This is a genomic window from Paenibacillus sp. JCM 18996 (assembly GCF_055392555.1).
Map to the genome: position 1 here is coordinate 1999982 of NZ_AP043884.1, position 26504 is coordinate 2026485.

At 52.1% G+C, this 26504-nt stretch carries 25 protein-coding genes and 2 pseudogenes; 7 read left to right on the forward strand and 20 right to left on the reverse strand.

Translation table 11 applies throughout. The features are described 5' to 3' along the window. Positions 1–7: 7 nt before the first annotated feature. The 7 genes from ACZ5N7_RS09930 to ACZ5N7_RS09960 form a co-directional block, all read right to left on the reverse strand. Positions 8–751, reverse strand: coding sequence for an ABC transporter permease (locus tag ACZ5N7_RS09930; protein WP_464654022.1), 744 nt, complete (start codon positions 749–751; stop codon positions 8–10). Further along, positions 744–1481, reverse strand: a complete 738-nt coding sequence (locus tag ACZ5N7_RS09935) for an ABC transporter ATP-binding protein (RefSeq protein WP_464654023.1) — start codon at positions 1479–1481, stop codon at positions 744–746. The genes ACZ5N7_RS09930 and ACZ5N7_RS09935 overlap by 8 nt, the downstream gene beginning before the upstream one ends. Positions 1482–1554: 73 nt before the next feature. Continuing rightward, a complete protein-coding gene (locus ACZ5N7_RS09940; RefSeq protein WP_464654024.1) occupies positions 1555–2478 on the reverse strand; it encodes a hypothetical protein in 924 nt (307 codons plus the stop codon). Positions 2479–2596: 118 nt separating this feature from the next. Beyond that, positions 2597–3208, reverse strand: coding sequence for an undecaprenyl-diphosphatase (locus tag ACZ5N7_RS09945; protein WP_464654025.1), 612 nt, complete (start codon positions 3206–3208; stop codon positions 2597–2599). A 22-nt stretch (positions 3209–3230) separates the two neighbouring features. Continuing rightward, positions 3231–4637, reverse strand: coding sequence for a HAMP domain-containing sensor histidine kinase (locus tag ACZ5N7_RS09950; RefSeq protein ID WP_464654026.1), 1407 nt, complete (start codon positions 4635–4637; stop codon positions 3231–3233). Then, entirely contained in the window at positions 4634–5311 is a 678-nt protein-coding gene (locus ACZ5N7_RS09955; protein WP_464654027.1) for a response regulator transcription factor, read from the reverse strand. The genes ACZ5N7_RS09950 and ACZ5N7_RS09955 overlap by 4 nt, the downstream gene beginning before the upstream one ends. After that, a complete protein-coding gene (locus ACZ5N7_RS09960) occupies positions 5308–5925 on the reverse strand; it encodes a DedA family protein (RefSeq protein ID WP_464654028.1) in 618 nt (205 codons plus the stop codon). Before ACZ5N7_RS09960 ends, ACZ5N7_RS09955 begins: the two co-directional genes overlap by 4 nt. Before the next feature lie 361 nt (positions 5926–6286). Here ACZ5N7_RS09960 and ACZ5N7_RS09965 point away from each other — a divergent pair, with 361 nt between their 5' ends. Both ACZ5N7_RS09965 and ACZ5N7_RS09970 read left to right on the forward strand, forming a co-directional pair. After that, positions 6287–7165, forward strand: a complete 879-nt coding sequence (locus tag ACZ5N7_RS09965; protein WP_464654029.1) for a polysaccharide deacetylase family protein — start codon at positions 6287–6289, stop codon at positions 7163–7165. Positions 7166–7398: 233 nt separating this feature from the next. Continuing rightward, the gene (locus ACZ5N7_RS09970; protein ID WP_464654030.1) at positions 7399–8169 is read left to right on the forward strand and encodes a class I SAM-dependent methyltransferase; all 771 of its coding nucleotides are present in this window, start codon (positions 7399–7401) and stop codon (positions 8167–8169) included. 558 nt (positions 8170–8727) lie between these two features. On the opposite strand, the pseudogene ACZ5N7_RS09975 reads toward ACZ5N7_RS09970, so the two are convergent. From ACZ5N7_RS09975 to ACZ5N7_RS10015, 9 genes and pseudogenes are all read right to left on the reverse strand, one after another. Then, positions 8728–10065 (reverse strand): annotated as a pseudogene (locus ACZ5N7_RS09975) (IS1182 family transposase); the annotation flags it as partial. Positions 10066–10191: 126 nt separating this feature from the next. Next, complete coding sequence (locus ACZ5N7_RS09980; RefSeq protein ID WP_464654031.1) at positions 10192–11148, reverse strand: D-2-hydroxyacid dehydrogenase; 957 nt, start codon at positions 11146–11148, stop codon at positions 10192–10194. Between the two features lie 10 nt (positions 11149–11158). Further along, the gene (locus ACZ5N7_RS09985; RefSeq protein WP_464654032.1) at positions 11159–12118 is read right to left on the reverse strand and encodes an alpha/beta fold hydrolase; all 960 of its coding nucleotides are present in this window, start codon (positions 12116–12118) and stop codon (positions 11159–11161) included. Positions 12119–12633: 515 nt separating this feature from the next. After that, positions 12634–13515: a YitT family protein gene (locus ACZ5N7_RS09990; protein ID WP_464654033.1), complete on the reverse strand. Its 882-nt coding sequence runs from the start codon at positions 13513–13515 to the stop codon at positions 12634–12636. A gap of 125 nt (positions 13516–13640) precedes the next feature. Then, positions 13641–14006: a hypothetical protein gene (locus ACZ5N7_RS09995; RefSeq protein WP_464654034.1), complete on the reverse strand. Its 366-nt coding sequence runs from the start codon at positions 14004–14006 to the stop codon at positions 13641–13643. A 25-nt stretch (positions 14007–14031) separates the two neighbouring features. Continuing rightward, complete coding sequence (locus ACZ5N7_RS10000) at positions 14032–15516, reverse strand: FTR1 family iron permease (protein ID WP_464654035.1); 1485 nt, start codon at positions 15514–15516, stop codon at positions 14032–14034. Positions 15517–15691: 175 nt separating this feature from the next. Continuing rightward, positions 15692–16543, reverse strand: a complete 852-nt coding sequence (locus tag ACZ5N7_RS10005; RefSeq protein ID WP_464654036.1) for a sugar phosphate isomerase/epimerase family protein — start codon at positions 16541–16543, stop codon at positions 15692–15694. A 19-nt stretch (positions 16544–16562) separates the two neighbouring features. Beyond that, positions 16563–17825, reverse strand: coding sequence for a glucuronate isomerase (locus ACZ5N7_RS10010; RefSeq protein ID WP_464654037.1), 1263 nt, complete (start codon positions 17823–17825; stop codon positions 16563–16565). A gap of 166 nt (positions 17826–17991) precedes the next feature. Next, a complete protein-coding gene (locus tag ACZ5N7_RS10015; protein ID WP_464654038.1) occupies positions 17992–18294 on the reverse strand; it encodes a YunC family protein in 303 nt (100 codons plus the stop codon). Between the two features lie 169 nt (positions 18295–18463). On the opposite strand from ACZ5N7_RS10015, the gene ACZ5N7_RS10020 reads away from it, so the two are divergent. After that, positions 18464–19012, forward strand: coding sequence for a hypothetical protein (locus ACZ5N7_RS10020; RefSeq protein WP_464654039.1), 549 nt, complete (start codon positions 18464–18466; stop codon positions 19010–19012). Positions 19013–19666: 654 nt separating this feature from the next. Here ACZ5N7_RS10020 and ACZ5N7_RS10025 read toward each other — a convergent pair. Both ACZ5N7_RS10025 and ACZ5N7_RS10030 read right to left on the reverse strand, forming a co-directional pair. Continuing rightward, positions 19667–21574, reverse strand: a complete 1908-nt coding sequence (locus tag ACZ5N7_RS10025) for a putative bifunctional diguanylate cyclase/phosphodiesterase (RefSeq protein ID WP_464654040.1) — start codon at positions 21572–21574, stop codon at positions 19667–19669. 46 nt (positions 21575–21620) lie between these two features. After that, complete coding sequence (locus ACZ5N7_RS10030; RefSeq protein ID WP_464654041.1) at positions 21621–22025, reverse strand: DUF423 domain-containing protein; 405 nt, start codon at positions 22023–22025, stop codon at positions 21621–21623. Between the two features lie 460 nt (positions 22026–22485). On the opposite strand from ACZ5N7_RS10030, the gene ACZ5N7_RS10035 reads away from it, so the two are divergent. Both ACZ5N7_RS10035 and ACZ5N7_RS10040 read left to right on the forward strand, forming a co-directional pair. Next, entirely contained in the window at positions 22486–22683 is a 198-nt protein-coding gene (locus ACZ5N7_RS10035; protein WP_464654042.1) for a cbb3-type cytochrome c oxidase subunit I, read from the forward strand. Between the two features lie 5 nt (positions 22684–22688). Continuing rightward, positions 22689–22877, forward strand: a complete 189-nt coding sequence (locus ACZ5N7_RS10040) for a hypothetical protein (RefSeq protein ID WP_464654043.1) — start codon at positions 22689–22691, stop codon at positions 22875–22877. Positions 22878–22937: 60 nt separating this feature from the next. On the opposite strand, the pseudogene ACZ5N7_RS10045 reads toward ACZ5N7_RS10040, so the two are convergent. Continuing rightward, a pseudogene (locus tag ACZ5N7_RS10045) lies at positions 22938–23102 on the reverse strand (cytochrome C); the annotation flags it as partial. Positions 23103–23323: 221 nt separating this feature from the next. Continuing rightward, the gene (locus ACZ5N7_RS10050) at positions 23324–24004 is read right to left on the reverse strand and encodes an MgtC/SapB family protein (protein WP_464654044.1); all 681 of its coding nucleotides are present in this window, start codon (positions 24002–24004) and stop codon (positions 23324–23326) included. 248 nt (positions 24005–24252) lie between these two features. Between ACZ5N7_RS10050 and ACZ5N7_RS10055 the strand changes: the two genes are divergently transcribed. Together ACZ5N7_RS10055 and ACZ5N7_RS10060 are read left to right on the forward strand one after the other, a co-directional pair. Continuing rightward, entirely contained in the window at positions 24253–25767 is a 1515-nt protein-coding gene (locus tag ACZ5N7_RS10055; RefSeq protein WP_464654045.1) for a HEAT repeat domain-containing protein, read from the forward strand. Between the two features lie 316 nt (positions 25768–26083). Then, positions 26084–26392, forward strand: a complete 309-nt coding sequence (locus tag ACZ5N7_RS10060) for a hypothetical protein (RefSeq protein ID WP_464654046.1) — start codon at positions 26084–26086, stop codon at positions 26390–26392. Positions 26393–26504: the final 112 nt, after the last annotated feature.

Consider the following 26504-nt stretch of genomic DNA (forward strand, 5'->3'; position numbering starts at 1 on the left):
TCACCTGTCACAGTTCTTTTCTGTCAAACATATAATACCCGCCGGTGAACAGCAAGACAGAGCTGGAAACAAGGAACAGGAAGGTGCTCGCAAGCTTACCTGACGCCGCCTGGCCGCCGAGCCACAAGGTATGCCAGTCCGTATAGGCCGCAATGGAAAAAGCGGAGGCAGAATGGAAGAATAATGGAAGAAGTTTGGCCGCGGCATACAGAAGGATGGAGAAAACGATAGCCCCGCTCGTCCCCTTGAAAAATTGAGCCACGAACACGGAAGCGATACCGAGCGCCATCATGGGTATAAAAGCGGCTACATACGCTTTTACGCCAGACAGGATACCCAAACCGGCGCCGGAGCCGATAAAAAGATCAGCGACCGCAGATGAGATCCCAATCACCAGGAGAAGCGCGGCAATACAGATACCAAGGACCGCCGTTTTGGACAGAAAGACGCGGAACCGCGTGATGGGACGGAGCAGTGTGATTTTGAGAGTGCCGGCAGCCAGCTCCTCCGGAAATAAATCCGCCGAAATCAGGAAAATGAACAGCGGCAGCAAAAAAAAGGTGAACAGGCTCAGGACCTGTACGGGAAAAGCTTCATTAAGAGCGATGATTCCCAGCAGGCTCTGCAGCTTGCTGATCAGCAGGGCGGCTGCGGCTGGGACCAAAGCGGAAAAGATAAATATCGCTGATATTTTTTTATGGAAATACAGTTTGATCAGTTCGTTTTTGATGCCCGCGCTCAAGCTATTCATATCCGTGACCTCCTCTGGCCTGCTGAATCCGGTCAATATAATACTGCTCAAGCGAAGTTTGTCCCGCTAGCAGTTCGCGGGCAAGCCCCTGTGAGATGAGCTTGCCGTTATATATAATACCGATGCGGTTGCACATCAGTTCCATTTCATTGATCATATGGCTGGAAATAAGAAAAGTGATTTCCCGCTCCGCGGCCAGCTGCCCGATAAGCCTCCGGAAATCGACCATGCCTTCAATGTCCAGCCCTGTCGTGGGTTCGTCACGGATGACCAGCTCGGGATTGGATAGCAGAGCCCCGGCAAGCGCCAGTCTTTGTTTCATCCCGGAGGAGAACTGCTTCGCCATTTCCTTGCGGTAGGTGAGCAGACCTACAAGCTCGAGCGCTTCTTCAATGCGCTTTTCCGTGACCTGCGGGTAAAAGGAAGCGGCGAGCTTCAAATTATGGTATGCGCTTAAATATTCGTAGCATTCCGCCGTCTCTATGATGCAGCCTACCCGCTCCATCGCTTTCTCGTATTCGGTGTCAATCCCGTGGCCGAACAAACGCACGGAGCCTTTACCCGCTCTCGACAAGCCGGTGATGATTTTGAGCAGTGTCGTCTTGCCCGCCCCGTTAGGCCCGAACAAGCCGAAGACATCGCCCCGGCAAACGTCGAAGCTGATATCCGAAATTCCACGTTCATTTTTATATTTTTTGGAAACTCCATTGATTTCTATGATTTTCTCCATACTTAGGGCCCCCTGTAAATACAGATGCAGATAGAGCACGGATTCCGCTCTACCTGCAAATGTGCCGGAACTTTTATTGCTGTTTTCCTTGTCCTTTGCGCTCGCCGTCATGGCCGTGCTGGACAGTCTTTACATTCTTCCCTGTCAAATCCACTTTGTCGGGAGTCGTGCTGTTAAGGCCAGACAGATCAGCCTGGAGATTGAGTACCACTTCATGGTCCGCCCCCGCGCTGTCCTTGCCGGTCACGGTAATATGCGCCTCTTGATGCTTGATGTAATTGGAAGCGTCGATATCGGCTTTTACATTTACAGCTTTAATCTTGATGTCTTGAGTCAGCTTTGGAAGATTAGGCTTCATATTCTGGAGCATGAACCCTTCGGCGGGGTCCTGCTGCTCTTGCGTGCCCTGAGCGTGTTTCTTTTCCTCTTCGGCGGCTTTCTTGACCATAAGTGCTCCTACCGCATTGACTACTGCGGGAACCTGCGTATCGGACAGTTGAAGGGATACTTCCTTGGTGCCGTCCGCTTTGTTGTCAACTGTGATATGATCCTGCAGGTTGCCTACCAGAGAGTCGATGACGTTCTCGACTTCCTTAGACATTTGGTCGGGTTTGTTCGCTTCTTTGTGACGCTTGCCCTGCTTCTCCTGCTCTACAGTGTAGACATCGCTTGCGCTGCTTTTCACGATCGTCTGGTTGTCTTGTCGGTAAAAATTCAAAGTTTGCTGGCTGCCGTTGCTGTCAATAGTCACTGTTCCGCTTCCCGCCTCGCCGGCCAAGACCGCCTTTGCGCTTCCTGCGGCGCCCGCGAGCTGCTTCCCGTTGTCCTGCAGGTCGGCCTTTGCGTCGACGCTCAAGCTTTGCAGCGTTTTCGTTTGCTTCACGGCCGCCTTGTAAGCGTCGTACCCGGATGTGTTCGCCATGGCGGCAAATCCGCTGGTAACCATCGCAATGCTGCTGATGCCGATCACGCCGGCAATCATCATTTTTTTGTTCATCTTGTCTCCTCCTCCATGCTTATACTGCTTATAGACTTCCCTCTATTATCTTAAACTTCAAATCTTAACCTGCTATAAATCAAATCTTAAATAAAAATAAACTATTATAAAATCGGCCTTATGAGCGGGAAGAGATTTTCTTGTTCGCCCACACTTTATTTTCCAGCTTTTCATAGGTATCGATCAACAGATCAAGGATTCTGCCCGCAGGCGTCCAATGGGCGAACAGCTGATGTACGGCTAAAGCGGCAGCAAATCCGATGAGTCCCCCGGCAATGACGTCGGAAGGATAATGGACGCCGCACCATACCCGGGAAAAAGCGATACTCGCCGCGAGAGCCAGCCAGACCTTGCCTTCATTTCGGCGGAACAGCCAGATCGCCGCGGCAATCACGAAGGCGCCTATAGCATGGTCGCTTGGGAAAGAAGCGTTGGCCGCGTGCTTGATCAACTGGATTACGGAATGAGTGACGAAAGGACGGTCCCGGTAAAAGAGCGAACCCAGCGCTCCGCTGATCCCGAGAGCGACGCAGGCGGATATAAGGGCTTCCGCCACCATCCTGCGGTTCTCTTCGGTCCGTGTAAACCAGTAAATGATGATGCCGAGATAAAATAAATATTCGGCGTCCTGCGCCAGGAAGCTCATCAGCGGATTGAGGAATTTCACCTGTCCCGCCAGGCTGTTGATGCTTTGAAATAGCTGAAAATCTATACCGGATAACATATTCATCTTCTCTCTTTCTTTTTTATGATTAGTCTACCGCCGGAAACCGCAGCACCGCGGTCGTTCCGCCCTCCGGGTTCGCTTTGACGGCGATGGTGCCCCCGTACCTCTCCACAAGGCGCTTGGCGATGGCAAGTCCCAGCCCGTGTCCGCCATGGGCTCTGCTCCGCGCTTTATCCGCGCGATAGAAACGGTCGAACACATGAGGGAGATCCTCCTCCGGAATGCCCACTCCCCAATCGCTCAGCTCCATCTGCGCGAAGCCGTCCTGCACGGAGCCTTCGGCCCTGATCCGTTTATTTTCCGCCGAATACTTCATCGCGTTGTCCAGCAGTATAAAAAGGATCTGCTCGAAATGCCTGGGCGCTATCTGGATAGTCGCGCTGTGCAGCTTCGAGAGGTCCTGTTCGAACACGAACTCCGGATGGACGGCTGAAGTTTTCTTGATAACGTTCCGGATCGCCTGCTCCGGATTCACAACCCCGGCTTTTGCGTCAGTATGCTCCGATTCCGCCTTGGACAGCACGAGCAGCTCCTGCACTAGCTCTTTTAACCGCCGCAGCTCCTGCAGAGAAACGTTCAGGGATTCGTCGAGCACCGCGGGATCGTTCTTCCCCCAGCGGGTGAGCAGGGACAAGTGTCCCTCTATGACCGCGATCGGCGTCCGCAGCTCATGGGAGGCGTCCTCTACAAACTGCTGCTGCTGCCGGAACGCATCCTCCAGCTGATCCATCATCTCATTGAACATCCGGGCCAGATCGGAAATTTCGTCATGGTTGTCTATGAAATCCACCCGCTCCTGCAGCCCGGTCTGCTTGATTTTGCCCATCGTATCCGTAATGGACTGGACCGGCTTGATCAGCTGGCGGGCCAAAAGCCTCCCGCCCAATCCGCTGAAGAAAATGGCGACGAGCCCGCCGGCAATCATCACGACAAAAATGATATCGTTCAGTTTATCGAAGGTCTCCAGATGATTGACGATTTCGATGGTGCCTTGAAAAGAATTCGAGACCAGGGGACTGCGCAGGACCAACAAGTGATCCTCCATGTGCCAGGTGTAAGCCATCTCGGGTTCAGACTTGTAACGCGGCGCTACCCAATCCGGAGGCAGCCCATTGGAAACTGTAAGCACAGGCGCGCCTTTGCTGTCCACTATGCGGATCATCTGGTTGTTCTGGTTTAATTTTTCAATAAAGCTTCTGCTCTCCTGAATATGCCTGACATCCAGCGCGGGGGCTTTTTCCTGGTAATAAACCTGCAGCTCTCCCATACTTTTCTGGATCGCGGCCTCTGTCTGCGATGTAATCCAATGTTTTATCACAAAATACTGGATGGTGTTATAACCGACAAATAACAGGCAGAGCAGCAGCGAGGAATAGAGAGTAAGCTTCCAAAGTATCGGCAGTCTGGATAACATCAGGGTCAGCTTGTTCATTCGCGCATCACGTACCCGGTTCCCCGCAGCGTATGGATAAAGCTTTCTTCTCCGGGACGGTCAATCTTGCTGCGAAGGTAGCGGACATACACATCCACCACATTGGTTTCAACCCCCGTATCGTAGCCCCACACTTTGTCCAGGAGCTGGTCTCTGGTCAGGACGCGGTTAATATTCTGCATGAACATGACGAGCAGGTCGTATTCCCGCTTCGTTAATTCCACCTGATCTTGGCCTGTTTTCACCGTCCGCGCACTTAAATCCACCTGCAGGCTGCGATGCTTGAGGACCGTTTCCTCATCCTTCCAGCCTTCCTCCATCCGCCGAAAAACAGCGCGTATCCGCGCCAGCAGCTCTTCAATCGCAAAAGGTTTGGCGATGTAATCGTCAGCTCCGGCGTCAAGCCCGGATACCCGGTCCATCACGCTGTCTCGCGCTGTAATCATAATGATCGGCGTCTTTTTTACCGCTCTTACGCGGCGGCAGACTTCGATCCCGTTTAAGCCGGGCAGCATGATGTCCAGCAGGAGGATGTCCCACTCTTCTTCAAGAGCAAGCTCCAGACCCGTTCTACCGTCATGCACGACCGTTACGGAATAGGATTCATGCTGCAGCTCCAATTCGATAAAACGCGCCAAATTTTTTTCGTCTTCAACAAGCATGATCTTCTTCATCTGTTCCCCTCCGATAACTTCACTGCCTTCCCGGATACCTTCCACTTGCGGATCACGTAGACGCCCAGGATGGCCAGGCATACCGATGCGGCCAGCAGCGGGTGATGCGTAATGGCCGATACACGGTGCCATTCGTTGCGGAAGCGCACTCCCAGCCCGACGAAGATGGAAATCCACAGCAGGGAGCCTGCAAAGGCATATACCGCAAACCGTCTGAACCGCATCCCGCTTGCGCCGGCAATAAAAGGGCTGGCATGGCGCAGGCCGGCCACGTAGAAACCGATAAAAATAAACCACGGGCCTCTCCGCTGAAACTGCTCCGCCCATTTGGCAAGCCGTTCCTCGGGCATGTGGATCCATTTGGTTAGTTTACTGATGCGCTTTAGTCCGATTTTATGTCCGAGATAGAAATTGACGCTCATCCCCAGCGAAGATCCCGCCCAAGCAGCGGCTACCAGCAGGAACATATTTATCCGAGCGGCGCCCGCCAGGGAACCGGCAAAAAAGAGAATAAATTCGTCAGGCAATGGCACCCCGATAATACCTAGCATCATGGATGCGAAAATTGTTGCGTAACCGTACTGTTCCATCAATGCCATGACCATATGCTTCATTCGTCTCACCCTTTCAACCCAAGCATAATAGCGGCAATGAAAAAGGAGATGAAAAGCGGATTAGAATTTGATGAGAAAAAAAGCCCCTATATAAGTTGCGCCAAAATTGTGGCGTTAATTTACCATACAATCGTGAACAACGCAAATATACACATCGGTTGGTACTGAACGATAGCATTGACGACCTATCGTGAGCAGCGCAAATAAACTGATAAGTTGGCGCACTTTACGATAGCATTGACGGCTTCTCGTGAATAAACTCATAAGTTGGCTGCCTGTTACTTTTATCGTCCGTCGGATGATTTTCACCCATTTTAGGCAAAATAACCCCGTCGAAAACTAAAAAATAGCAGGTGGGAACTTGATTAATCCATGTATCGCCGGTTTCTTATGCCTGACAATTGCTATAGGCTGCGGCGCCAAACCGAGTACAACTTCCGGGTACAACGGGCCAATGCCGCACGTTGTACCCGATTATGAGACGACGGAATCTTTTTCGCAGCAATCCTTTCTGTCAGACGAGCGGGCTCCTTTGGACTCTACGCACACACGCGGCAAAAGCATTGAGGCGCACAAGCACCATCAGTTGACCCTGTCGGAACTCGCCAAAAAATATCCCGACGTGTTCAAGCTGCACGGTTCCGTGGCCGAAATGAAGGTGGCCTTTACCTTCGACGACGGACCGGATGATAAGTATACCCCGCAAATTCTGGACATTTTGAAAGCGTATGGAGTGAAGGCCACCTTCTTCATCACGGGGCAGCATGCCGAGGCGCATCCCGACATAGTCAAAAGGATGGTCAGCGAGGGGCATACCGTAGGCAACCATTCCTACAGCCACCCTTTGCTCACCAAACTCAAGATGGCATCTTTCGAAACGCAAATCATGAGCACGCAGTCGATTCTGGAAAAGCTGACCGGGCAGGCGCCCACACTGTTCCGGCCGCCGTACGGCGCCATCAATGAGGAGCAGTTGAAGTGGGCGCAGATGCACCATCTGCTCATTGTGAACTGGAATGTGGATTCGCTGGACTGGAAAAATTTGAGTGAAGCCGCGGTGTACAACAACATCACCAAAAATGTGATCCCGGGCTCTATTATTTTGCAGCACTGCGCGGGGGGAGCGAAAGAGGATCTGAGCGGGACAGTGAAAGCACTGCCCAAGCTGATCGACAGGTTCAGGGCGGACGGCTACAGCCTCGTCACCGTTCCGGAGCTGCTGCAGCTGAAGGACAAGTAGCGGGCTGTTTTGAAGCGAAGGATCTGCATCGACGCCGGAAGATTGGACCGTGCAGCCCGCCAGGGGATAGGCCCGGGTCGTTTGGCGGAGCGTCTCTTGGGCCGTCTCTCTGGCCGTCATTCGGGCCGTTATCTATAGCTAAATCCTATAAAACTAATCATTATTATATATTTCATAAATAATGCAATTAATGTGACAATGGTCTTAAGCTCAAACCAAGGAGGAGGAAGACCATGAACTCCATTAACAGCTGGAAGCCTGAATTATATGACAGCAAGCTCGGATTTGTTTCTGAATTTGGCAGGGGCGTCGTAGCGCTGCTTGATCCCAAACCGCAGGAGACCATTCTCGATTTGGGATGCGGAACGGGCGATTTGACGCACGAAATTGCCAAGACAGGTGCAATTGTCACAGGGATGGATTTGTCGGCGCCAATGATCGGGAAAGCCAGAAGCAAATATCCGGATATTGAGTTTACAACGGGCAATGCGCAAAGCTTTCATTTGGAGGGAAAATTTGATGCGGTGTTCTCCAATGCGGCGCTGCATTGGATGAAGGAGGCGTCACAAGTTATCGCCTGCGTGTGGGACGCACTCCGCCATGGTGGCAGATTCGTCGCGGAATTTGGCGGAAAAGGCAACGTCGGTCTAATCGCGGACGCGATTGCCGAAGTGCTGTCACGGGATTTCGGGATAGATAACCCGCTGGATCGTAATCCCTGGTTCTTTCCCAGCATCGGCGAATACAGCCAGCTGCTTGAGAGTCAGGGTTTTCGCGTTGCCTACGCCTGCCATTTCGACCGGGACACGAAGCTGGAAGATGGCGAGGACGGCTTGGACCATTGGTTGACGAGCTTCGGCGATGATTTTTTTGCGGAGTTCACAGAGGAGCAGAAAAGGATAATCTTCAGCAAAATCGCCTCGGCGCTAAGAAGAGAGCTTTTTCGCGGCGGTTCCTGGTACGCGGACTACAAGCGGCTGCGGATTGTGGCTTTCAAGCCTTAAGCTTCCCCGGCTTCCCTTTGAGCGAAGCTCTTAATTCCCTCTCCATTGTATTTCAGGTTGCTCCATGACCTAGATAAACCGAGGGGAGTTGAACTAAAGTTTGAAATGGATACGGTTACGCATCAAGTAATGGAGAAGCTCCATCTAATCCGCTTTCTCAGATGTATGTATAAGATTTAACTGGATTTTCTCCCTGTAATTCGGCACGTTGACCATGCAGGAGACATTTTCCACAACATTAACGGGAGTTTTTCCCGCAAGAGGATCCTACAGAGCGCAGCCGGACAAGATTAGCTGGAGCTTTTCCTGTTCGTCTTGTCGGGTGCTTTGCGCTGAAGTGGATGCCGTGCCATGCCGCGCAGAAGGCTGCAGAGCTATCAAGTAACACGTGTGGCTCATTTGTTCAACCTGGCATGTAACAGATAAGAAAACCCTTCCAATGAAGGGTTTTCCAGATTGCAGACAAACTCCTTTGTTCCGAATGGAACTCAGGAGTTTGTTTTGTTTCATGGCTATGAAATATAAAAATGTAACGAATCTTCGTTTCGAGCCACCTGTCCTCCAGAGCCAGGTGGCTAATTTTTTGAGATTCATGCAAGCAAAAACGAGCGTCGCCTGCATGGACACCTTCCGCAGTCCTCGTAAGGTGGTCCATCGCATGCCATGCTTTTCTTTCATGTCCGCAAACACGCGTTCAATCGTTTCCTTGCGCTGCGAGTAAATTTGTTTGTTCTTTGCCGTGTGGCGCAGGTGATCTGCCTCTTCTAAATAGTCCGCCCAGATGTGGCGGCTGATCCTTTTGGTGAAATCTTTGCTCTCCGTGCAACGACTCAAGAAGGGGCAGCTTCTGCATGTTTCCGGATTGGAACGGTACATTTGGTATCCATCACGGTTCGTCAGTTCGTAAGTTAAAAACTCATGGTTTGGACAAATATACGCATCGTAGTGCTCGTCGTAGACGTAGTCATGCTTCTTGAAAAATTCATTTTTTGTGTGGGGCCGGGTGTAAGGCATGACTGGCCGAATACCATCATCCATTAGCAATTTACTTATGTAGGGCGTTTTGTAGCCTGCGTCTACCGCAACGGCCGTTGGCTTTCCGAATGGCTTTTTAACCAGTTCCAATACGTCCTCAAACACTTGACTATCGTGTACATTTCCAGGTGTCACTTTCGCCCCCAAAATAAAGCCGTTTCGATCGCAAGCCGTATGGAATGTGTAGGCAAATACGCGTTCTTTCTCACCCTTTACAAACAGCCCGCTCTCAGGGTCAGTCTTGCTCACTTTCGCCTCTTTCAGAGCAGGCTCAGGCTTTTTTCCAAGCGGCTTCTTTCCGTGTTTGATGCGGTTTTCGTTGATTTCTTCCTCAAGCTGCTCTTGGTACTTCTTGCTCTGCTCCTGTACAAGTGCCTTTACATACTTGTTCTTATTCGCATTGGCTTTCACATGAGTCGCGTCCACGAAAAGAACATCCGGCTCAACAAAACCCTGTTCGACAGCCTCTTCAAGGACGCGTGAAAAGATCATCTCAAAAATGTCGGTATCCCGGAACCTGCGTACGTAATTTTTCCCGAACGTTGTGAAATGTGGAATGGGCTGTGTGAAGTCATAGCCAAGGAACCAGCGATACGCCACATTCGTCTCGATCTCTCTGATCGTCTGACGCATGGAGCGGATTCCGAAGAGGTACTGAATGAGTACAATTTTGATGAGCACAACGGGGTCGACGCTCGGACGTCCCGTTTCTGCACTATATTTATCTTGGACCAAATCATAGATGAAACTGAAGTCAATAGCATTTTCAATTTTGCGAACCAAATGATTTTTGGGGACCAGTTCGTCCAACGAATGAACGGAAACCTGAAACCGGCCTTCGTAATTGTTCTTACTCAGCATCTCCCATACCTCAATTCACCGTTTTCCTTATCTATACGACAAATAAGCCTGTAGATCCTGCTCCTCGCGGAACTTTGTCTACAGGCTGGAAAACCCTTCCAATGAAGGGTTTTCTTTCAGCAGGGTTTACACTACCGTATTCACAGGGCGGCCTTCCAGGAAGGCCGAGACATTGTTCACCGCCGTGTCCATCAGGCGCGCTCTCGCTTCTTTCGTGGCCCAGGCGATATGCGGAGTAACGATGCAGCAGCGGGCAGACAGCAGCGGATTATCCGGAGCAGGCGGCTCCGAGCTGAGCACGTCCACAGCGGCGCCGGCGATCCGGCTTTCATTCAGCGCATCCGCCAAATCCTGTTCTGCGATCAAGCCTCCGCGGGAAGTGTTGATCAGCAGCGCCGTCGGCTTCATCAGAGCAAGCCGCTCGGCATTGATGAGCTTCTCCGTGTCCGTCGTCAGCGGGCAGTGGAGGCTGACCACATCGGACTGCGCCAGCAGCTCATCCAGCTCCACCCACTCCACGCCCTCCGCATCCGGAGGAGTCCTTCTGCCGCTGCCAACCGCCAGAACACGCATCCCGAACGCGTTGGCTATGCGCGCGGTCTGGCTGCCGATCCGGCCGAGGCCGATCAGCCCGATCGTCCTGCCGGCCAGCTCGATTAGCGGCGTCTTGGCGAAGCAGAAGTCCCTGCTGCGCGTCCATTCCCCTTCGTGCACGGCGTCGCTGTGCGCCTGGACATGGCTACACAGTTCAAGCAGCAGCGCAAACACAAACTGGGCTACCGACTGGGTGCCGTAAGTCGGCACATTCGTTACAGTGACACCCCGCTCAGCGGCCGCTTCAATGTCCACCACGTTATAGCCGGTAGCCAGCACGCCGATATAACGCAGCTTGGGCAGTTCGGCAAGCGTCTGCGCGGAAAGCGGAGTCTTGTTCGTGAGCACAATCTCTGCGTAAACTGCCCGTTCAATGATCTCTTCCGGAGCAGTACGGTCATATATCGATAAGGTTCCCAGACGTCCGAGAGCGTCCCAGCTTAAATCTCCCGGATTCAGCGTATAGCCGTCCAGCACTGAAATGTTCATTTTTCTCACCCTACAATCCCATTAAAAATTGATACACTTTATCCTGCATGCCGGGCAGGTTCTCATGGGCGAAATCCGGATAAATTTCCAGCTGGAGCGGCGAACTGATTTTATTCAGCGCAGCGAATTGGCTGGAAGGCGGACATACGGTATCCATTAAACCGACTCCTGCAAGCACTTCGGCACGTATGCGGGGCGCCAGGTATTGGATATCGATATAGCCGAGCCTGGTAAAAATGCCATCTTCCTGCTTATGCTGAGGATCGAATAATCTGAAATAAGTGCGCAGCTCCGCATAAGCGTCTTTGGCCAGGTCCATTTCCCAAACCCGCTTGTAATCGCATAGAAAAGGAAAGTTGGCGGCGACTCTGGCCACCCTGGGCTCCAGTGCCGCACAAGCCAGGGCCAAGGCTCCTCCTTGGGATCCGCCTGCCGCTGCCACACGGGTTTCGTCCACCTCCGGAAGCTCCATCACAATGGAAGTGAGCTGTGCAGTATCGAGAAACACCTGCCGAAAAAAGAGGTTGTCCGGCTTGTCGTCCAATCCGCGGATGATATGGCCGTGGTGCGTGTTCCCAAGCACATTCCCCGTATCCTGCGACTGACCGCCTTGCCCGCGGACATCCATGGAAACGACGGAATAGCCCAGCGCGGCAAACTGGAGCTTGTCCTGCCAATCCCCGCAGCTGCCGGTATAGCCGTGAAACTGCACAACGGCGGGATGCGGCTCGCTTACATTTTTGGGCCTTATGTATTTGGCGTGCACTCTCGCTCCTCTGACACCGGTAAAATACAGGTCGAAGCACTCGGCAAAAGGAACCGTAAAATCCGATGGAACCAGCGCAACATCCGCGCGGACACCCCTCATTTCCGTCAATGCGGTTTCCCAATACAGCTCAAAATCATCCGGCCGCGGATTCCTTCCTTGATATTCCTTCAATTGTTCCAAAGGCATGTCGATTAGCGGCATTTTTCTTCCTCCCACATCAGTCGGCTCCCTGCAAAGGGGCATTTATGCCTGAGCCCAAGCAGCAAATTTCCTCAAGCCCCATTTTACAAGATATTGGATTGTTAAGGTAGAGGAATTTGGGTGCCGGGAGGATTGGCTTGAACTTTTATGCATCGACATACACAAAAGGACCAATGAAGCGCATTCTTTCCCCCCAAGGCCCTTTTCCCTTTGACTGCTCTACCCATTATCCATACTAAGCAAACAAATAATCCATATCCGTCAGCACCTGCTCGGCAAGCGGAAATACCCATTGTTCTTCTTTGTCCAAACGGCCGGATAGAATGCCGCAGGCTTCGAGGAAGGTAGCAATCGTACACAGAAAATATCAATCTCGCCCAGGAAATTCAGCGTCCAGAGCCTTAAATGGCACAGCTGCTTTTTGCTCTTGCCATGTTCTTCTCCTTTACCGATTTTACGGCCATGGCTCTTGAACGCATTTTCCGGACGATCGCTTCCCACCGAAAACCGCGGCCTCAGTGAATGTCTTTTTTCTTGAACCTGCCGCCCTTTACGTCATGAATATTGCCTATCGCAACAAAGGCCTTAGGATCCCATTCGTCGACGATGGCTTTCAGCTTGGCTTCCTCCAGACGGGTGATGACCGTAAAGATCACCTTCTTGTCATCTCCGGTAAAAGCGCCTTCTCCGTGCAAATAAGTCACGCCTCGGCCGAGCCGGTCCGTAAGCGCATCCCCGATTTCCGCATGCATGTCGCTGATGATCCATACGGATTTGGACTGATCGATCCCTTCGATAGTCACGTCAATCATTTTAAAAGCTATGTAAAAAGCAATCAGCGAATACATGGCATGGTCCCAACCGAACACGAACCCGGCGCTGCCAAGTATAAAAATGTTCAGGAACATGACGATCTCGCCAACGGAAAAAGGGCTTGTCTTGCCGATCAGGATAGCGACAATCTCGGTTCCATCCAACGATCCGCCCGAGCGGATGACCAGGCCGACACCGATCCCGAGTATAATTCCGCCGAATACGGAAGCGAGCAGCGGGTCGGGAGTAATGGCCGGAACCGGAACCAGCAGCGCCGTGCCGACGGACAAAACGATGACGGAAAACAAAGTGGAAAGGGCAAACGTTTTGCCGATCTGCTTATATCCCAGAAATAAGAAGGGCAGGTTGAGCAGGGTCAGGAAAATTCCGAGCGGCAGACCGGTTTCGTGCGACAGCATAATCGAGATCCCTGTGATTCCGCCGTCGATAATATTATTGGGGACCAAAAATATTTCAAGGCCCGCGGATACGAGAAAAGCTCCCAGCACGAGGAGCAGAATACGGCTTAACAGCTTCAATGGAGATAACTTGGAACGCTTGGAATAGTCTTTGATTGGCGGCATAGCTCCTCCTGTATTTTTATCGCGTAACTACTATTTTAGCACAGCGGCCTCCCCTGTAAAAAGCACCAAAGGACTTCAACCTTCACAGGTTAAAGTCCTCTTGCCTAATCGAACAATTTATCGGGCTATTTCAAATTCTGCACTTGATCCAAAGCGGAGTTCAGGTCGGCGATCGATTTATTTAACGAAGCTGCATCCACTTTGGCGGCTTTGGCGCCTGCTTTGATCGCATGAAGAGGATCTTCCACCTTGCCGTATAAAGCCGCGTCTTTCTTCTTCACATCATCTTCGAATTTCACCCAGCTTGCTTCCAGGTCCTCGTACTCTTTCTTCACTTTGGAGGCATCGCCGGCATCTACGCTTTTCTTGAGCTCCACGATCGTTTCCTTCATTTTTTTGCTTCCGTCAGCGATAGAAATAGACGAGGATGAGCAGGCCGACAGGATGACCATCATGATAGCGATAAAAGGAATAAGTAATTTGATTTTCAATTATAATTCTCCCTTGTAATTTATTTTAAGATTGTGCGTTAAACTGCTTTTTGATCACCTGGTCGCGCTTGCGGTTCCAGAGAACGGCAGCCACTGCCAGTATCAGCAAAATTGCTTGCGGTACCAGATTTTGCCATGTGGCATAAAGCGCCAGAAAATCTATTGTCGGCAGGTGTTTAATTTGCGAAGCTTTAAGTACTCCGGCCAACTGCAGCCCATGGATGCCCATGCCCAGAAACTTGAAGCACAGATAGAACACCAGCACGCTCGAAACCAGGAAGAAGGGCCGCATCGGGATTTTCAAGCCAACCTTAAGCACCAAATAAGCGACAATTCCCAAAATGGCTGCGCCCGATGCAATTCCGAGCAGGAGCGTGGACAACTCAACCGATGACGCCATACCGATGAAGAACAGCACCGTTTCGGTCCCTTCCCGGAATACCGCGAGGAACGACAGGATTGCCAGCGACCACAAGCTGCCTGTAGCGAGCGCCTTCGTACTCTGGCTGCTTATGTATTGGTGCCAGTTAGCCAGGCTTGACTTGCTGTGCAGCCAGTAGCTCATATAGAGCAGCATGACTGCGGCAAAAATACCCGTGCATCCCGCAATCAGAAAGTTGTTGCTGCCAAACGCCCCGGCGGAGAACAACAGCTGCACCACCACACCCAAAATAATGCTGACCACCATTCCGCTGCCCAAACCATACCAGATCCACTTTTTCTTGTCTTCGTGGCCGGATTTCTGCAGAAACCCCAGGAGCGCGACCACAACCAACAGGGCTTCAAGGCCTTCGCGCAGCAAAATCGTAATGACATCCAGCACCGTATAACTGGTTTTGGCGCTTAGAGGGGCCAGATAGTCCCTCATGCTTCGTATCGTGCGCTCCGCTCCTGCCGTATCCGGCGGGTTTGACGACAGCATTGCGTAGGAACTGACCATATCCCGTTCGGCGTCGGTGTAAATTTTACTGGATTGCGTCAGCACCACACCCTCGATCTCGAGCCATGATTCACGGAACTTTTGGATGCTGGCTTTGGCCTCGGCGGGATGGTTCTGCTTTAAATCGGCCAGCGATTGATCGAGCAGGGAGACAAGTCCGGCCACACTGGCTTTGCCGTCACCTGACGATGAGGCATCCTTGAACGACGAAAAGTCTCCTTCAATCACTTTCTTGTTGATGTCTGCAAGTCCCTGCAGCGCCTTGACCACGGTGTCTTTATTCTGGGGCTGCTGGGCGAAGGAAAACCCGATTTCCCCCATCTGATCCTCAATCGCCCGGTAGGCTCCTTTGGATTTCTTTTTCACACCTTCTTCAAATTGATACCAGCCGGAATGAAAAAGCTCATATTCATCCTTGGCCGCTTTCAAATCATTCTGTTTGGCCAGTTGTACCGCTTGCTGTACATGTTTGTCGGCCGCTGCCAGTTCCTGTTCTACTCCCTTGGCATGCAGCGTCGAGGGAAAAAGCAGCAGGAGCAGGAGTATTATAAGAAAGCTGTATCTATTCATATGCCCTCCCTTTGTTGTGATTGATAATCATTATCATTGATTGGCACAAGATTTATTTTATTGAGTTTAAGTGCAGTTGTCAATAATGATTTTCATTATCAAAAAAGAAATGTATGAAAAAAACTCCAAGCCGTCCTGTGCTAAGGACAGCTTGGAGTTTATCTGTTACTAGCCGCTATTCCAACATCCGTCTCATTTGGGCGGCGTAGCTGTGAAGCAGCTCTTTCGACCCGTACGCTCCGCTGAAGTCTTCCACGCCGAGCCAGCCGTCATATCCGACCTCTTTCAGGTCGTGGATGACCTGTTTCCATTGTACGGCGCCTTCCATGATAGGGAACCACACGGATTTCCACTCTGCCGCGTGGTGTTTGCGCCCTCCTGTGGGAATCCAGCCCGCGTTCTTTACATGCACATGCGCCAGATAAGGCCCGAGCAGCTCCATACCCATACGGAAGTTCTCATAGCCTTCATGCACCATGTTGCCCGGGTCGTACAGGACGCCGATGTGGTCGGGATTGAATCTGCTCACCAGACGGTGGCACAATCCTGCGCTTGGGGCAATGGTCATGTGATGGCTTTCCACAAGCGCTTTCACGTCGTATGTACGGGAAAGCTCTTCCACGCCGTGCAGATATTCCACGGCTTTGTCGAAAAGGGCGTTGTAGTTTTCTTTTCCGCTGTATCCCGGGACCCCGGCACGGATCGTGGAGGCGCCGACTTTCTTGGCCACGCGCATGACATGCTCGGTTGCCTCCAGGTCGCCGCATTGAAGATAAGGCGTCACGCTGACAGCGGTCAACCCGTTGTCTGCGGCCGCTTTCCTGAAGCGTTCCAGCTCTTCGTCCGGCGCGGCGGGATCGATGGAGCAGCGGTTGTGCCTCCAGAAGGAGGGCTCTTCATGCCTGGCCTCTTCAGGAATTTCCTTAAAGCGCCATTCGATTCCTTCGATGCCCGCTTCCTTCGCGGCTGCGGCGAGCTCCTCCGGAGTCAGATCGGGTGTTACGACAGTAAATACGGATAATTTCATGTACTTCCATCCCCCTCGATTAATATTGGACCATATCGTTCCTTCCGACGAAGCGCCAGAAGTTGTTGCGCAGCAGATCCGCTACATCGCGTTTGATCTCCGATTCTTCGATCGTCCAGCCCGTACGAATAATGTCGTTGTATTTGTCGATCAGCACACCCGCAATTATCTCTTTAGAATGGCTCCATTTGTAAATGAGCTGATCCAGCACTCTGCAGTCCGAATGCTGAGGAACCATGCTTAGGCCCAGCATTTCTACGCGCATCCGGGTGATCTCGTCCACGAGGCTCGGGTTGTTAAGGAACCACCAGCAGCCGAACACCAGCAAATTGCGGAATTTACGGGCAAGCACGATCAGCTCATGCTGATTTTCCCGCGACAGGAAGGTAGTGATGATCTTGTTGTCCGGATAATTTTTCAGTATATATTCCAACGATTCCAGGCTTGCTTTATCCAAAGTATCGCTGGCACCGCGCAGCGAAGGGTTGACCGCCCGCTTCACCCCGATCATCATGGCGTAAGGAATCCCCGTTTCCCTGGACACCGGCAGGATGCAGTCCCGTATGATCCGTCCGCGGTCCGATTCTTCGGGGAAAGCAAAGGTCGGCGGCAGTGAAACGGCCATATACAGCGGATTCATCCGTCCGATCCAATCCGTCAGGAAGCGTCTCACTTCCTTCACAGACTGCGCGGTCCACTCCTGCTCCACTTGGTATCCCCATTCGCGGAGTTTGTTCCTGCTGTTCCCGTAATCGTTAAGCAGAGGGTCGATCCGCAAAGCCGCATGAAAGCGCGGATCCGGCTTCATGCCATCCATCCACAGCGGGCGCTCCAGGTCGTCAAACGGGTCGTTAGTCATCACCACATGGTCCACATTCGACAGCTCCAGCACTTTATCCGTATGCTGAAAAGCATCCGACTTCGCATAAGCTTCACGGAACGCAGCGAGATCGCGGGTTTGCACCGCCTGCCCGAAGCCCTGCAGAGAGGTCAATACTCCCCGGCAAGCCTCACTGACCGGAGAATGGTCTATGAACAGCGTCTGCCAAATGTGATCGGCCTGCCCGGTTTTGCTTAATTTCCAGAACTCCTCGACATCCAGTTCGCTCCAGCGCATCACCTCAGCGATCAGATAATGGTAAGTGAGCAGCTCGTCCACTCCCCACAGCAGAAGTTCGCCGAAATTCGGCGAGTACAGGTGGGTGTGCATGTCGGTTACTTTTTGGTTCTTTACCGCTTCCTTCACAGCTGACTGCAGTTGTTCTTTAGTTGTAATGGACATGGACAGCCCCTCCTTTATGCACACGTTAACATTCCAATTCCTATTATAGAATACTTTGCGCTCTATTGGTATCAGTTTTTTGCACTCAACGCAAAAAAAGCTCTCCTCGGCATCGTCGTAAAGGACCATATCCTCGAGAAAGCTTTGGGTGTTGACTATGGCAGGTTTAGAACATCAATGCGACCGCGTCGATCCCTTTCATCCCCGGCTGGATTCCCATCCGCCCGGCTTCCAGGGTAACCGATTCCAGCGGAGCCTCCAGGAGCTCCTGGATCGTCCTTACGCCTACAGCCCTGCCGGCTATGATTCCACGGTCTTTTAATTTTTCGTTCAGAAGTCCGACATCCAACGCACCGCACATAATGTAGCCTTTATCGGTTGTCACGGCGAGCAATGTGGTCTTCGGAAGCTTGACCTCGACCGCGAGAGCGGTCCTTCCGCCTATGGAAACCGGCTCCATTCTCATCATTCTCAAGCATCCCCTTTTTACCGTGTTCGCTACAGTATATGAAGACACTCGGAAAGAAGTGTACAGCGAACGGTTTTTGCCGGGAAAAAGCGACCGATTGCCCTATACAAGCCGACTCGCTTTAATGATACAATAGGATCACTGCTGTACTAAACACGGAGGCGTTTTGATGGTGAGTAAACAACAATCGAACAAACAAGGACATCTGTTTACTGTCGAAATACTGATTGAAGAAGAGACGAACGGCAAGGCACTGGAAAAATTGCTCGGGCTGCTCGATAACCCGCAAATCAGCGATTACCGTATTATACGAGGCATTGCTCTGGGTCCGGTGATTTCTGCGGCTCTTAACCGCCAATCGTCCGATACTTCGGCCGATCCGCAAGCAAACAGCGCGCCGGACGCGGCTTCCGGCAGCTCTTCTGGGCACGGTGAGCTTGGACATTCTTCACCCGGATCTTCGCCCAATCCGGCGGATAAGCCGTTCTTCACCGCTTCAGCAGGCAATCTCGGCATTCAAGAGGTCCTTCAGGAATACCGCCGGAAGAATGTGCTCGTGCGCTTGAACGTGATCAAAGCCAAAGGGATCAAGCTAAGTCTTCCCTGCCGGATTCTTAACATGGATGCCGGGAGCGGCAACGTGTCCGTGTATCATGTAGATGAAAAGACGGTTTACACCTTCCATTTAAATGAGATTGACGAAATCGTCACGCAGTAAACGAAGAAAGTAAACCGGGCCTGCCGGATAAGCGAGTTCACATAGACAGCTGCCGCGCCGGCTGAACCGCCGAAGCGTAAGAAAAACGCCTGGCGGCGTCCTTAGATCCTTGCATTAAACCAAACTATTGGGCGTGGAGAAGAAAAGGGTATGGGGTTCCAGCCGTTGTTGGTGCCCTCATTCCTTGATGAGGGTTAAGAGGCGGGAAAACGACTCCAAAGGCGGCCCATCGCGAAGTGTCCGTTTCACCTGCCCATACCCTTTTTTCTTTTTTGTGTCTACTCCGAGATGTCTTTCCGTTTTCCTGGCTATTTCCCGGACATTTCCCGAAATTAAAAGAATTTTATTCTGCTAATGCGGTATTTCCCTGTAATTGCCCGGAATTAACGGACAATGCTTCTGTTATTTATGTCAACAACGCTGGTCCGGATGGGTAAAAAGCCTGTTTGCCAAAAATAGAGGAATTGAATTCCGTTAATGTCAGGCTGGGAGCGGGAAATCTGTGAATAAAGAAATAAAAAACCGTTACCGCCGTTCATGCACCATTCACAGAAGTTTCTGCCACTGAAGGGAGCCCGCTGACCTCAGATTAATACATTCTGTCCTTTCAAAAAAACCTCATGGAGCTTTCCCTCGTCCATGAGGTTTTTCCGATTATACGAGAGCTATGCGGCTTTGTCCGCGCAGCATTGACAGCATTTCTCCGGAGGTAACGGGAGGGCTGAACAGATAGCCCTGAACTTCGTTGCACCGGTTTTTGTGCAGAAACTGCAGCTGCTCCTCCGTCTCGACTCCCTCGGCAACCACTTTCAAGTTCAAGTGATGTGTGATGGCAATAATGGAGGCCACGATAGCCGCATCATTCGGATCCTCCATAATGTCGCGAACGAAAGACCGGTCGATTTTCAGTTTGTCAAGCGGGAATTTTTTTAAATAATAGAACGAGCTGTAGCCTGTGCCGAAATCGTCGATCGAAACCCTCACTCCAAGTTCTTTCAGCTCCCGCAGCGACCTTGCCGCAATTTCCGCGTCCATGGCCATGCTCTCCGTGATTTCCAGCTCCAGATACTCGGGCTGCAATCCGGTCATATCCAACACATGCTCTATTTGCAAACGTAAATCGCTCTGCATGAATTGGCGTATGGACAAATTAACGGCAACCGGAATGCGGGGCAAGCCCATGTCCTGCCAAAGTTTATTTTGCCTGCAGGCTGTTTGCAGCACCCACGCGCCGATCTGCACGATGAGTCCCGTCTCCTCCGCAAAAGGGATAAATCCGCCCGGCGCAACGAGTCCCCTCTCGGGATGGTTCCACCGGATAAGCGCCTCAACCCCTATGATCATGCCGCTGGAAATATCGACCTGCGGCTGGTAAAACAGCTCGAATTCATCCTGCGCCAAAGCTCTCCTCAACTCGTTCTCCAAGGTCAGCTTCTGGATCGATTGCACCGCCATATCCGAATTATATATCTGGCAGTTGTTCCTTCCTGTCTCCTTGGCCCGGGAAAGTGCGATGTCGGCCTGCTTGATCAAAGCCTCCGCATCGTCATTTCCCGAGCAATATAGAGCGATCCCTATGCTGGAAGTGGTGTGGATTTCATACTGCTCGAGATAAAAGGGCTGGTCCAATATACGGGAAAACCCGGCTGTTATTTTCAACGCCTCATCCTTGTCCGTGAGCCCCGTGCAGAAAACGGCGAATTTATCTCCTTCCGTCCGCGCCACAAAGGAATTCTCCGACGAAACGCGGGTTAAACGCTCCGCCACCTGCAGCAGCAGCATATCCCCGTAATCGTGGCCGTAGCTGTCATTCACCAGCTTAAAACGGTCGATATCCAGATGAATGACCGCAACCAGCGATTGATGGCTGCGCGCCGCTTCTATGGCCTCCTGCAGATGGGCCGTAAACAGCCTGCGGTTGGGTACTCCCGTTAAATCATCGTAATAAGCCAGATGCCGTATTTGCTCTTCAGTCCTCATCCTGTCGGTCACATCCTGGCAGATCAGGAAAGCTCCCCCGCTGCCCGTGCCGGATTGAACCGGCACGACTGTCCCCCGCAGGTCAATCCGGTAGCCTCTTTTGTGCAGCATAGCCGTATCGAGCGGTTGAGGCGATCCGCCGAACGCATGCCTGAGCTGCTCGCCTGCCTTAAGCCTGTCGTTTCCCGTTGCAAAAATGCTCCATCCGGCCGCCAGCAGCTCCTCCTCCGAATAGCCCAGCAGCGATTTGGCCGTTTCGTTCACTCTCCGGAAACCGCCATGCTTATCGAATAAAACTACAAGGTTCGGATTATAGTGAAAAAACGAATTAAACTCACTCTCGGAGGTGTGCAGGCGATCCAGAGCTTCCTGTTGTTCTCGTCCAAGAACGAATGCAGCCAACGAATCTTTAAATATAAGCAAATAAATCGCCATGAGAGCGAGTGCAATCATAATCAGCTGGCCCCAAAGAAAGCGGCCCGCCTGCCACTGAAGCCAAACCGCGCCGGCCAGGGCGTATACCGAGACAATAATCGGAATCCACTTAGCCGGCGCTCCTTTTACCAAGGTAAACTTTTTCAATCGAACTCTCCTCCCGCCTCGTCACCGAAGCTCATCTTACAGTCTTTCATTTGACCCCGGCTGAGTTCCGGACGGCCCTTCCGAGCAGAAACCAGCCCAGCAGGAAGGAAACCCCGCCCAAGGGAGTAATCGCTCCAAGTACGGAAACGTGGGAGATTCCAAGCGCATAAAGCGAACCGGAGAAGAGGATGATTCCAAGCTGCATTAGCCTTCCGGCCCATAGGAGGGAATTGGACGGGCCTAGCCTGTCTGCCAGGAAGGCGACGACGAACAGGCCCAAAGCATGCATCATGTGATACTGCACTCCGGTTTCGAATACGGACTGCTGCGCTCCGAGGACCGGCTTTAACGCATGCGCCCCAAAGGCTCCTATAGCAATGCAGAGAAATGAATTCAAACTGCCTAATGCGGCATATGTCCGAAAAACGGAATTTGATTCGCTGTTTGCCATGATGTCTCTCCTTTAATAAGCTTTCTGCGGCGACGCCCCGGTGCTCCGGAGCTTCTTCACTTTGTCCGGGTATATGTACCGCCTACGGGAGGGCTGCCTTCAAAAACCAGTCTGTCTCCATTTCGCGGATTCTAAACAGGCCGATTGATCCTGTACGTGAACTTTGTTACGTAGTGTCTCACCTTAATATTCGCTTAGAAACATGAGAATCCTGCCGAATAATGCCAACAATTCGTGAATATTGTCGCAAGTAAAAATATCCCAAATGTTTCGGACACAAAAAAACCGACCCTTTCCAAGGAAAGGACCGGTCTGTGAAACGCAGTCTACCATGTAATAAACGGTTTGGAGCCCGGCATATCGTGCCGCAGAGTATCGAGTACAGGAACGGTATACACGACGACGATCAGCACCACCAAAATGCCGACCCACAGTCCCCAGCGCTCGAATATAGCGGGAGTTGGCTGAGCGTCCTCCGATACTTCCGCAACAGGGAATTCCTGTATCCAGCAACCAGATGAACGCCGTAATCCATAATATGCTGTGGGTGACGGGACATTTTCATCTGACCGTGGCGACAAGCATGGCATTGACCTTCTTCGGCATTGCATATTGGCTGATCCCTGTCGTCAGCGGTCGCAAGTTCACCCGGAAATGAACAAAATGGCCATTGCCCAAACCTGGGTATGGGTGATCGGCATGTTCCTTTTGTCGGGTCCGATGCATACCGTTGGTCTGCTCGGCGCTCCCCGCAGAACGGCTTATACGCTGTACGGCGGAGCCGCTGACGCGCTGTCGTGGATTCCTTTGCAGCGGCTGATGGCATATGGCGGTGGAATTCTTTTTATCTGAGTCCTGATGATACTGTATATCGTGTTCGAACTGGCTTTCTTTGCGGAAAAAGACAACGATGGCATTGATAATGCCTCCGGCTCCGACTGGAATGAAGATCACCATTACCATAAAAGACGCGAAGAATCGGGCGTCCTTCCAGGGCAGCTTGCGGAACCAGCCGAACAGCCTTTTGGCGCCAAGTGCGCGGCCTCTGATTTCAAAGGTGGCGAACATGGAGAAGGCGAGTGGTTCACCTCTCCGGGCACGATCATTGCGTTAACGTTGGTTCCGGGAAATCTTTTTTGCCAACTTTTTCGTCTGAAAGTCCCTTTTTACGCATAAGAAAACCTTTATCGAGGCCCTATATGGATGAGCGACCGCGAGTTAAAGCTTCAAAAAGCTCTCTCCCGCACTTTTGGAAATAGGGAAACGTCCTCGTTTAACATTGGAATAATCCTGGCCCGTCAGGTAGAAACGTTCTCCACCTCGACTGCCAGCACATGCTTTAATTGTTTAATCTCGTAATACATCTTGGTGGTACGGTATTTTTCCGACGCGGTGATGATCATTTGAATTTCCTGCCGGTCTCCGGGCAAGTCTTTTACTTTTATATGCTTGATTCTGTGCTTCTTTTGGATAAAATCGATCAGGTACAGAATTTCTTCGTTATAATTCATCGTCACTTTGACGGAAATATTCTTCTCTCTCAGCTTCTCGGGGCCCAGCATCCTGACGATAAGCGGGAACAGATTGATTGCCAAAATGATGAACAGCACGGCGGCAAAAGCCTCCGTATAAAATCCCGCCCCCGATGCAATACCGAGCGCCGAAGCCGCCCAGACCATAGCCGCTGTAGTCAAGCCGGAGATCATGTCGTTGCTGCGCCGAAGAATTACGCCCGCCCCGATAAAACCCACGCCGCTTACGATTTGTGCCGCAAGGCGCATCGGATCCATATTGGTTAGCCCTTGCACAGCATACTTTTGGACGGAGTGGATGGAAACGATCGTAAGCAGGCAGGAGGCCACCGAAATCACCATACTGGTCTTTATGCCCAGCGGTTTGTGCCTGAGTTGTCTGTCGATGCCGATCAGAAGCCCCAAAAACATGGCTGAGCCAAACTGGGCCAAAATTTCATAAGTCATTCGCTCTCCCCGTTTCCATCACTGGTGCCTTACGCTCTCTTCGAGGCCCTCGTTCGATACGCAACCGGAGGCTTCGATACCATAGTACTCCGTTCAGGGCGGGGATGTTCTTTTTGCAAAAGGTTAATATTGTGCAAGTAGAAATTAGCTTCTTCCATTCAGTTTTGGAGGCGGACTCCGTACAATGAAATTACGGTACCAGCCGGCCGCCGGTTGGCTTGGAAATCGATTATGAGGAGGTCGTCCCCTTGTCGGATCGCGAATTTTTACTTACGGATGAGCAAATGAGGAAGTTTGTTTCGGAAGGTTTTCTGCTTCTTAATACCGATTTTCCACAGGAATTCCATGATGGGCTGCTGGAGAAATTAAACGATGTTTACCAGAACGAAGGAAACCCCGGAAACAACATTCTGCCAAGGATCCCCGAACTGCAAAAAGTATTCGACCACCCTGCGGTCACCGGCGCTTTGACCAGCGTACTCGGCTGCGGCTACATGATGCACCCGCACCGGCACGGCCATTTCAACAAGGTGTCCGATCCCGGCGGTTGGCACAAAGACAGCTATTGGGGCCACTCCAAAATTCGCAACCACCACTCCTGGTGGGCGATGATTTTCTACTTCCCGCAGGAATGTACAATAGATATGGGCCCGACCGGTGTGATGCCCGGAAGCCAGAACCATCAAAGCCGGTATTTCGAATCCGATGAAACGGCGGAAGAGGTTAAGGCGGCAGGCAGGGCGGGCACCTTCGCTTTGGTGCATTACGATATTTGGCACCGTTCCAACGCCAATCTGGCGGGAAAGGACCGCTACATGCTGAAGTTCCAGTTTGTGCGCACACAGGCTCCCGCTCAGCCGGAATGGAATTGCGAGGATGAGGAATGGCGGAATCCGGCAGCCTTCACAACCTCCCTTCCTTCGCAGCAGGTACAGTGGCGTGAAGCTTGGGACTGGCTGACCGGCAAAATCAACGGCTCGCCCGCACAGCAGGCTGCAGTTGGCGACGATGCGCAGACTGCTGAATGGCTGGCGGGCCTTGGCAGCGAGGAGCGCAATATTCGCGTGAAATCTGCCGACGAACTCTCCCTGCGAGTGAATTCCGATTCTTCCGATGCTGTCTTGTCCGCTCTGGAAAACGCTTTGCAGGATGAGTGGGAGCCTGTGGCGCTGAACGCTTCTTACGGACTTGCACGTGCGGGTCAACGCGGCGTCGAGGCTTTGATGCGCGGATTGAACAGCGGATCGAAGCCGCTTATCCGCCTGTCCGGATACGGCTTAGCCGCAGCGGGGCCAGCCGCCGTCCAGCCGCTGGCTGAAGCGCTGCAGAGCTTCAATCCCGACACGGCGGCACATGCGGTGTTCGCTTTGGGTGAGCTGCGGCATTATTCGGAAGAGGTTCTGCCCAATATTCTTGCCCTGCTGAGCCATTCCTCTGAGCTCGTGCGCAGATCTGCTGTCGAGGCATTAGGCTTGATCGATATTCCAAGCCAGCCGGTCATTGCCGGACTGTGCTCCAGCCTGCGCGACAGCGATTCCCAAGTGCGTTTCACCGCGGGCTTGTCCATCGCCCGGCTCGGAGCCGACGCTGAAGAAGCGGTCGATTCTCTTGTTGAGTCACTCAAGGACGAGGACCGGTATGTGCGCGCGAACGCCATGGAAGCTTTGTACCGCATCGGTACGGAAAAAGCGAAGGAAGTTCTGCTAAGCGTTCTAAGAACGTCCCGTTGGTGCGCGGCCACTACAAAGGCGAGCACATTCTGACCGGTAAAGCCGCGCACTAGGGCTGGCAGAGCATCTGGGTCTGACTGGTGAAGCCGCGCTTTCTGGGTGGAGGAGCATGTGCGATGTGCTTCGACCTTTTGCCACGCTCGCTCTGTCATGAGAGAACGTGGCTTTTTCCATTTTGCCTCAAATGAAAAGCCTTACAACGGATCGACCTGAACGGCTGCCTGTTTTCCGGCTAGCTGGACGTCAGCCGAACTTCCGCCACCTTGATTTTCTCATTAATGATCATTGTGGCTCCACCTGAACTTTCGCTATAATGTACCCATATTACCGTCTGGATGGTGAATTTACAATGAATCAAAAAGAGAGGGACCAGCAGATCATCCGCAGCTATCAGCGGGACGAACAGATGATGGTCCTCCTGTTTGCGCAGTGGTGCGTCAACCATGATCTGGATCCGACTGAGTTGTACTTGCGCGCATATCCGCATCAAGCGGCAAGCCCCGCCCTGCAGCAGGCTGTCGACTTGACCGTACCTGAAGAGGAAGCCGGCGAAGTCCCGGATGAAACGCTGCTCAGCGTTTTATCGCTCTATGACAACGACGAGCTGGCTTTCGTGGTGACGGAGGAAATCGGAAAACGAAAGCAGAGCGGACGTTAAACCTTCTATAATCGGAATAGGGTTGTGCCATAACTGCCGCAGCGGGCGCCGTGAGAACTGCCGTGTGCTTTGGGTGCTTGACGACAGCTATATTCGAAGTGATTTCAAGTTT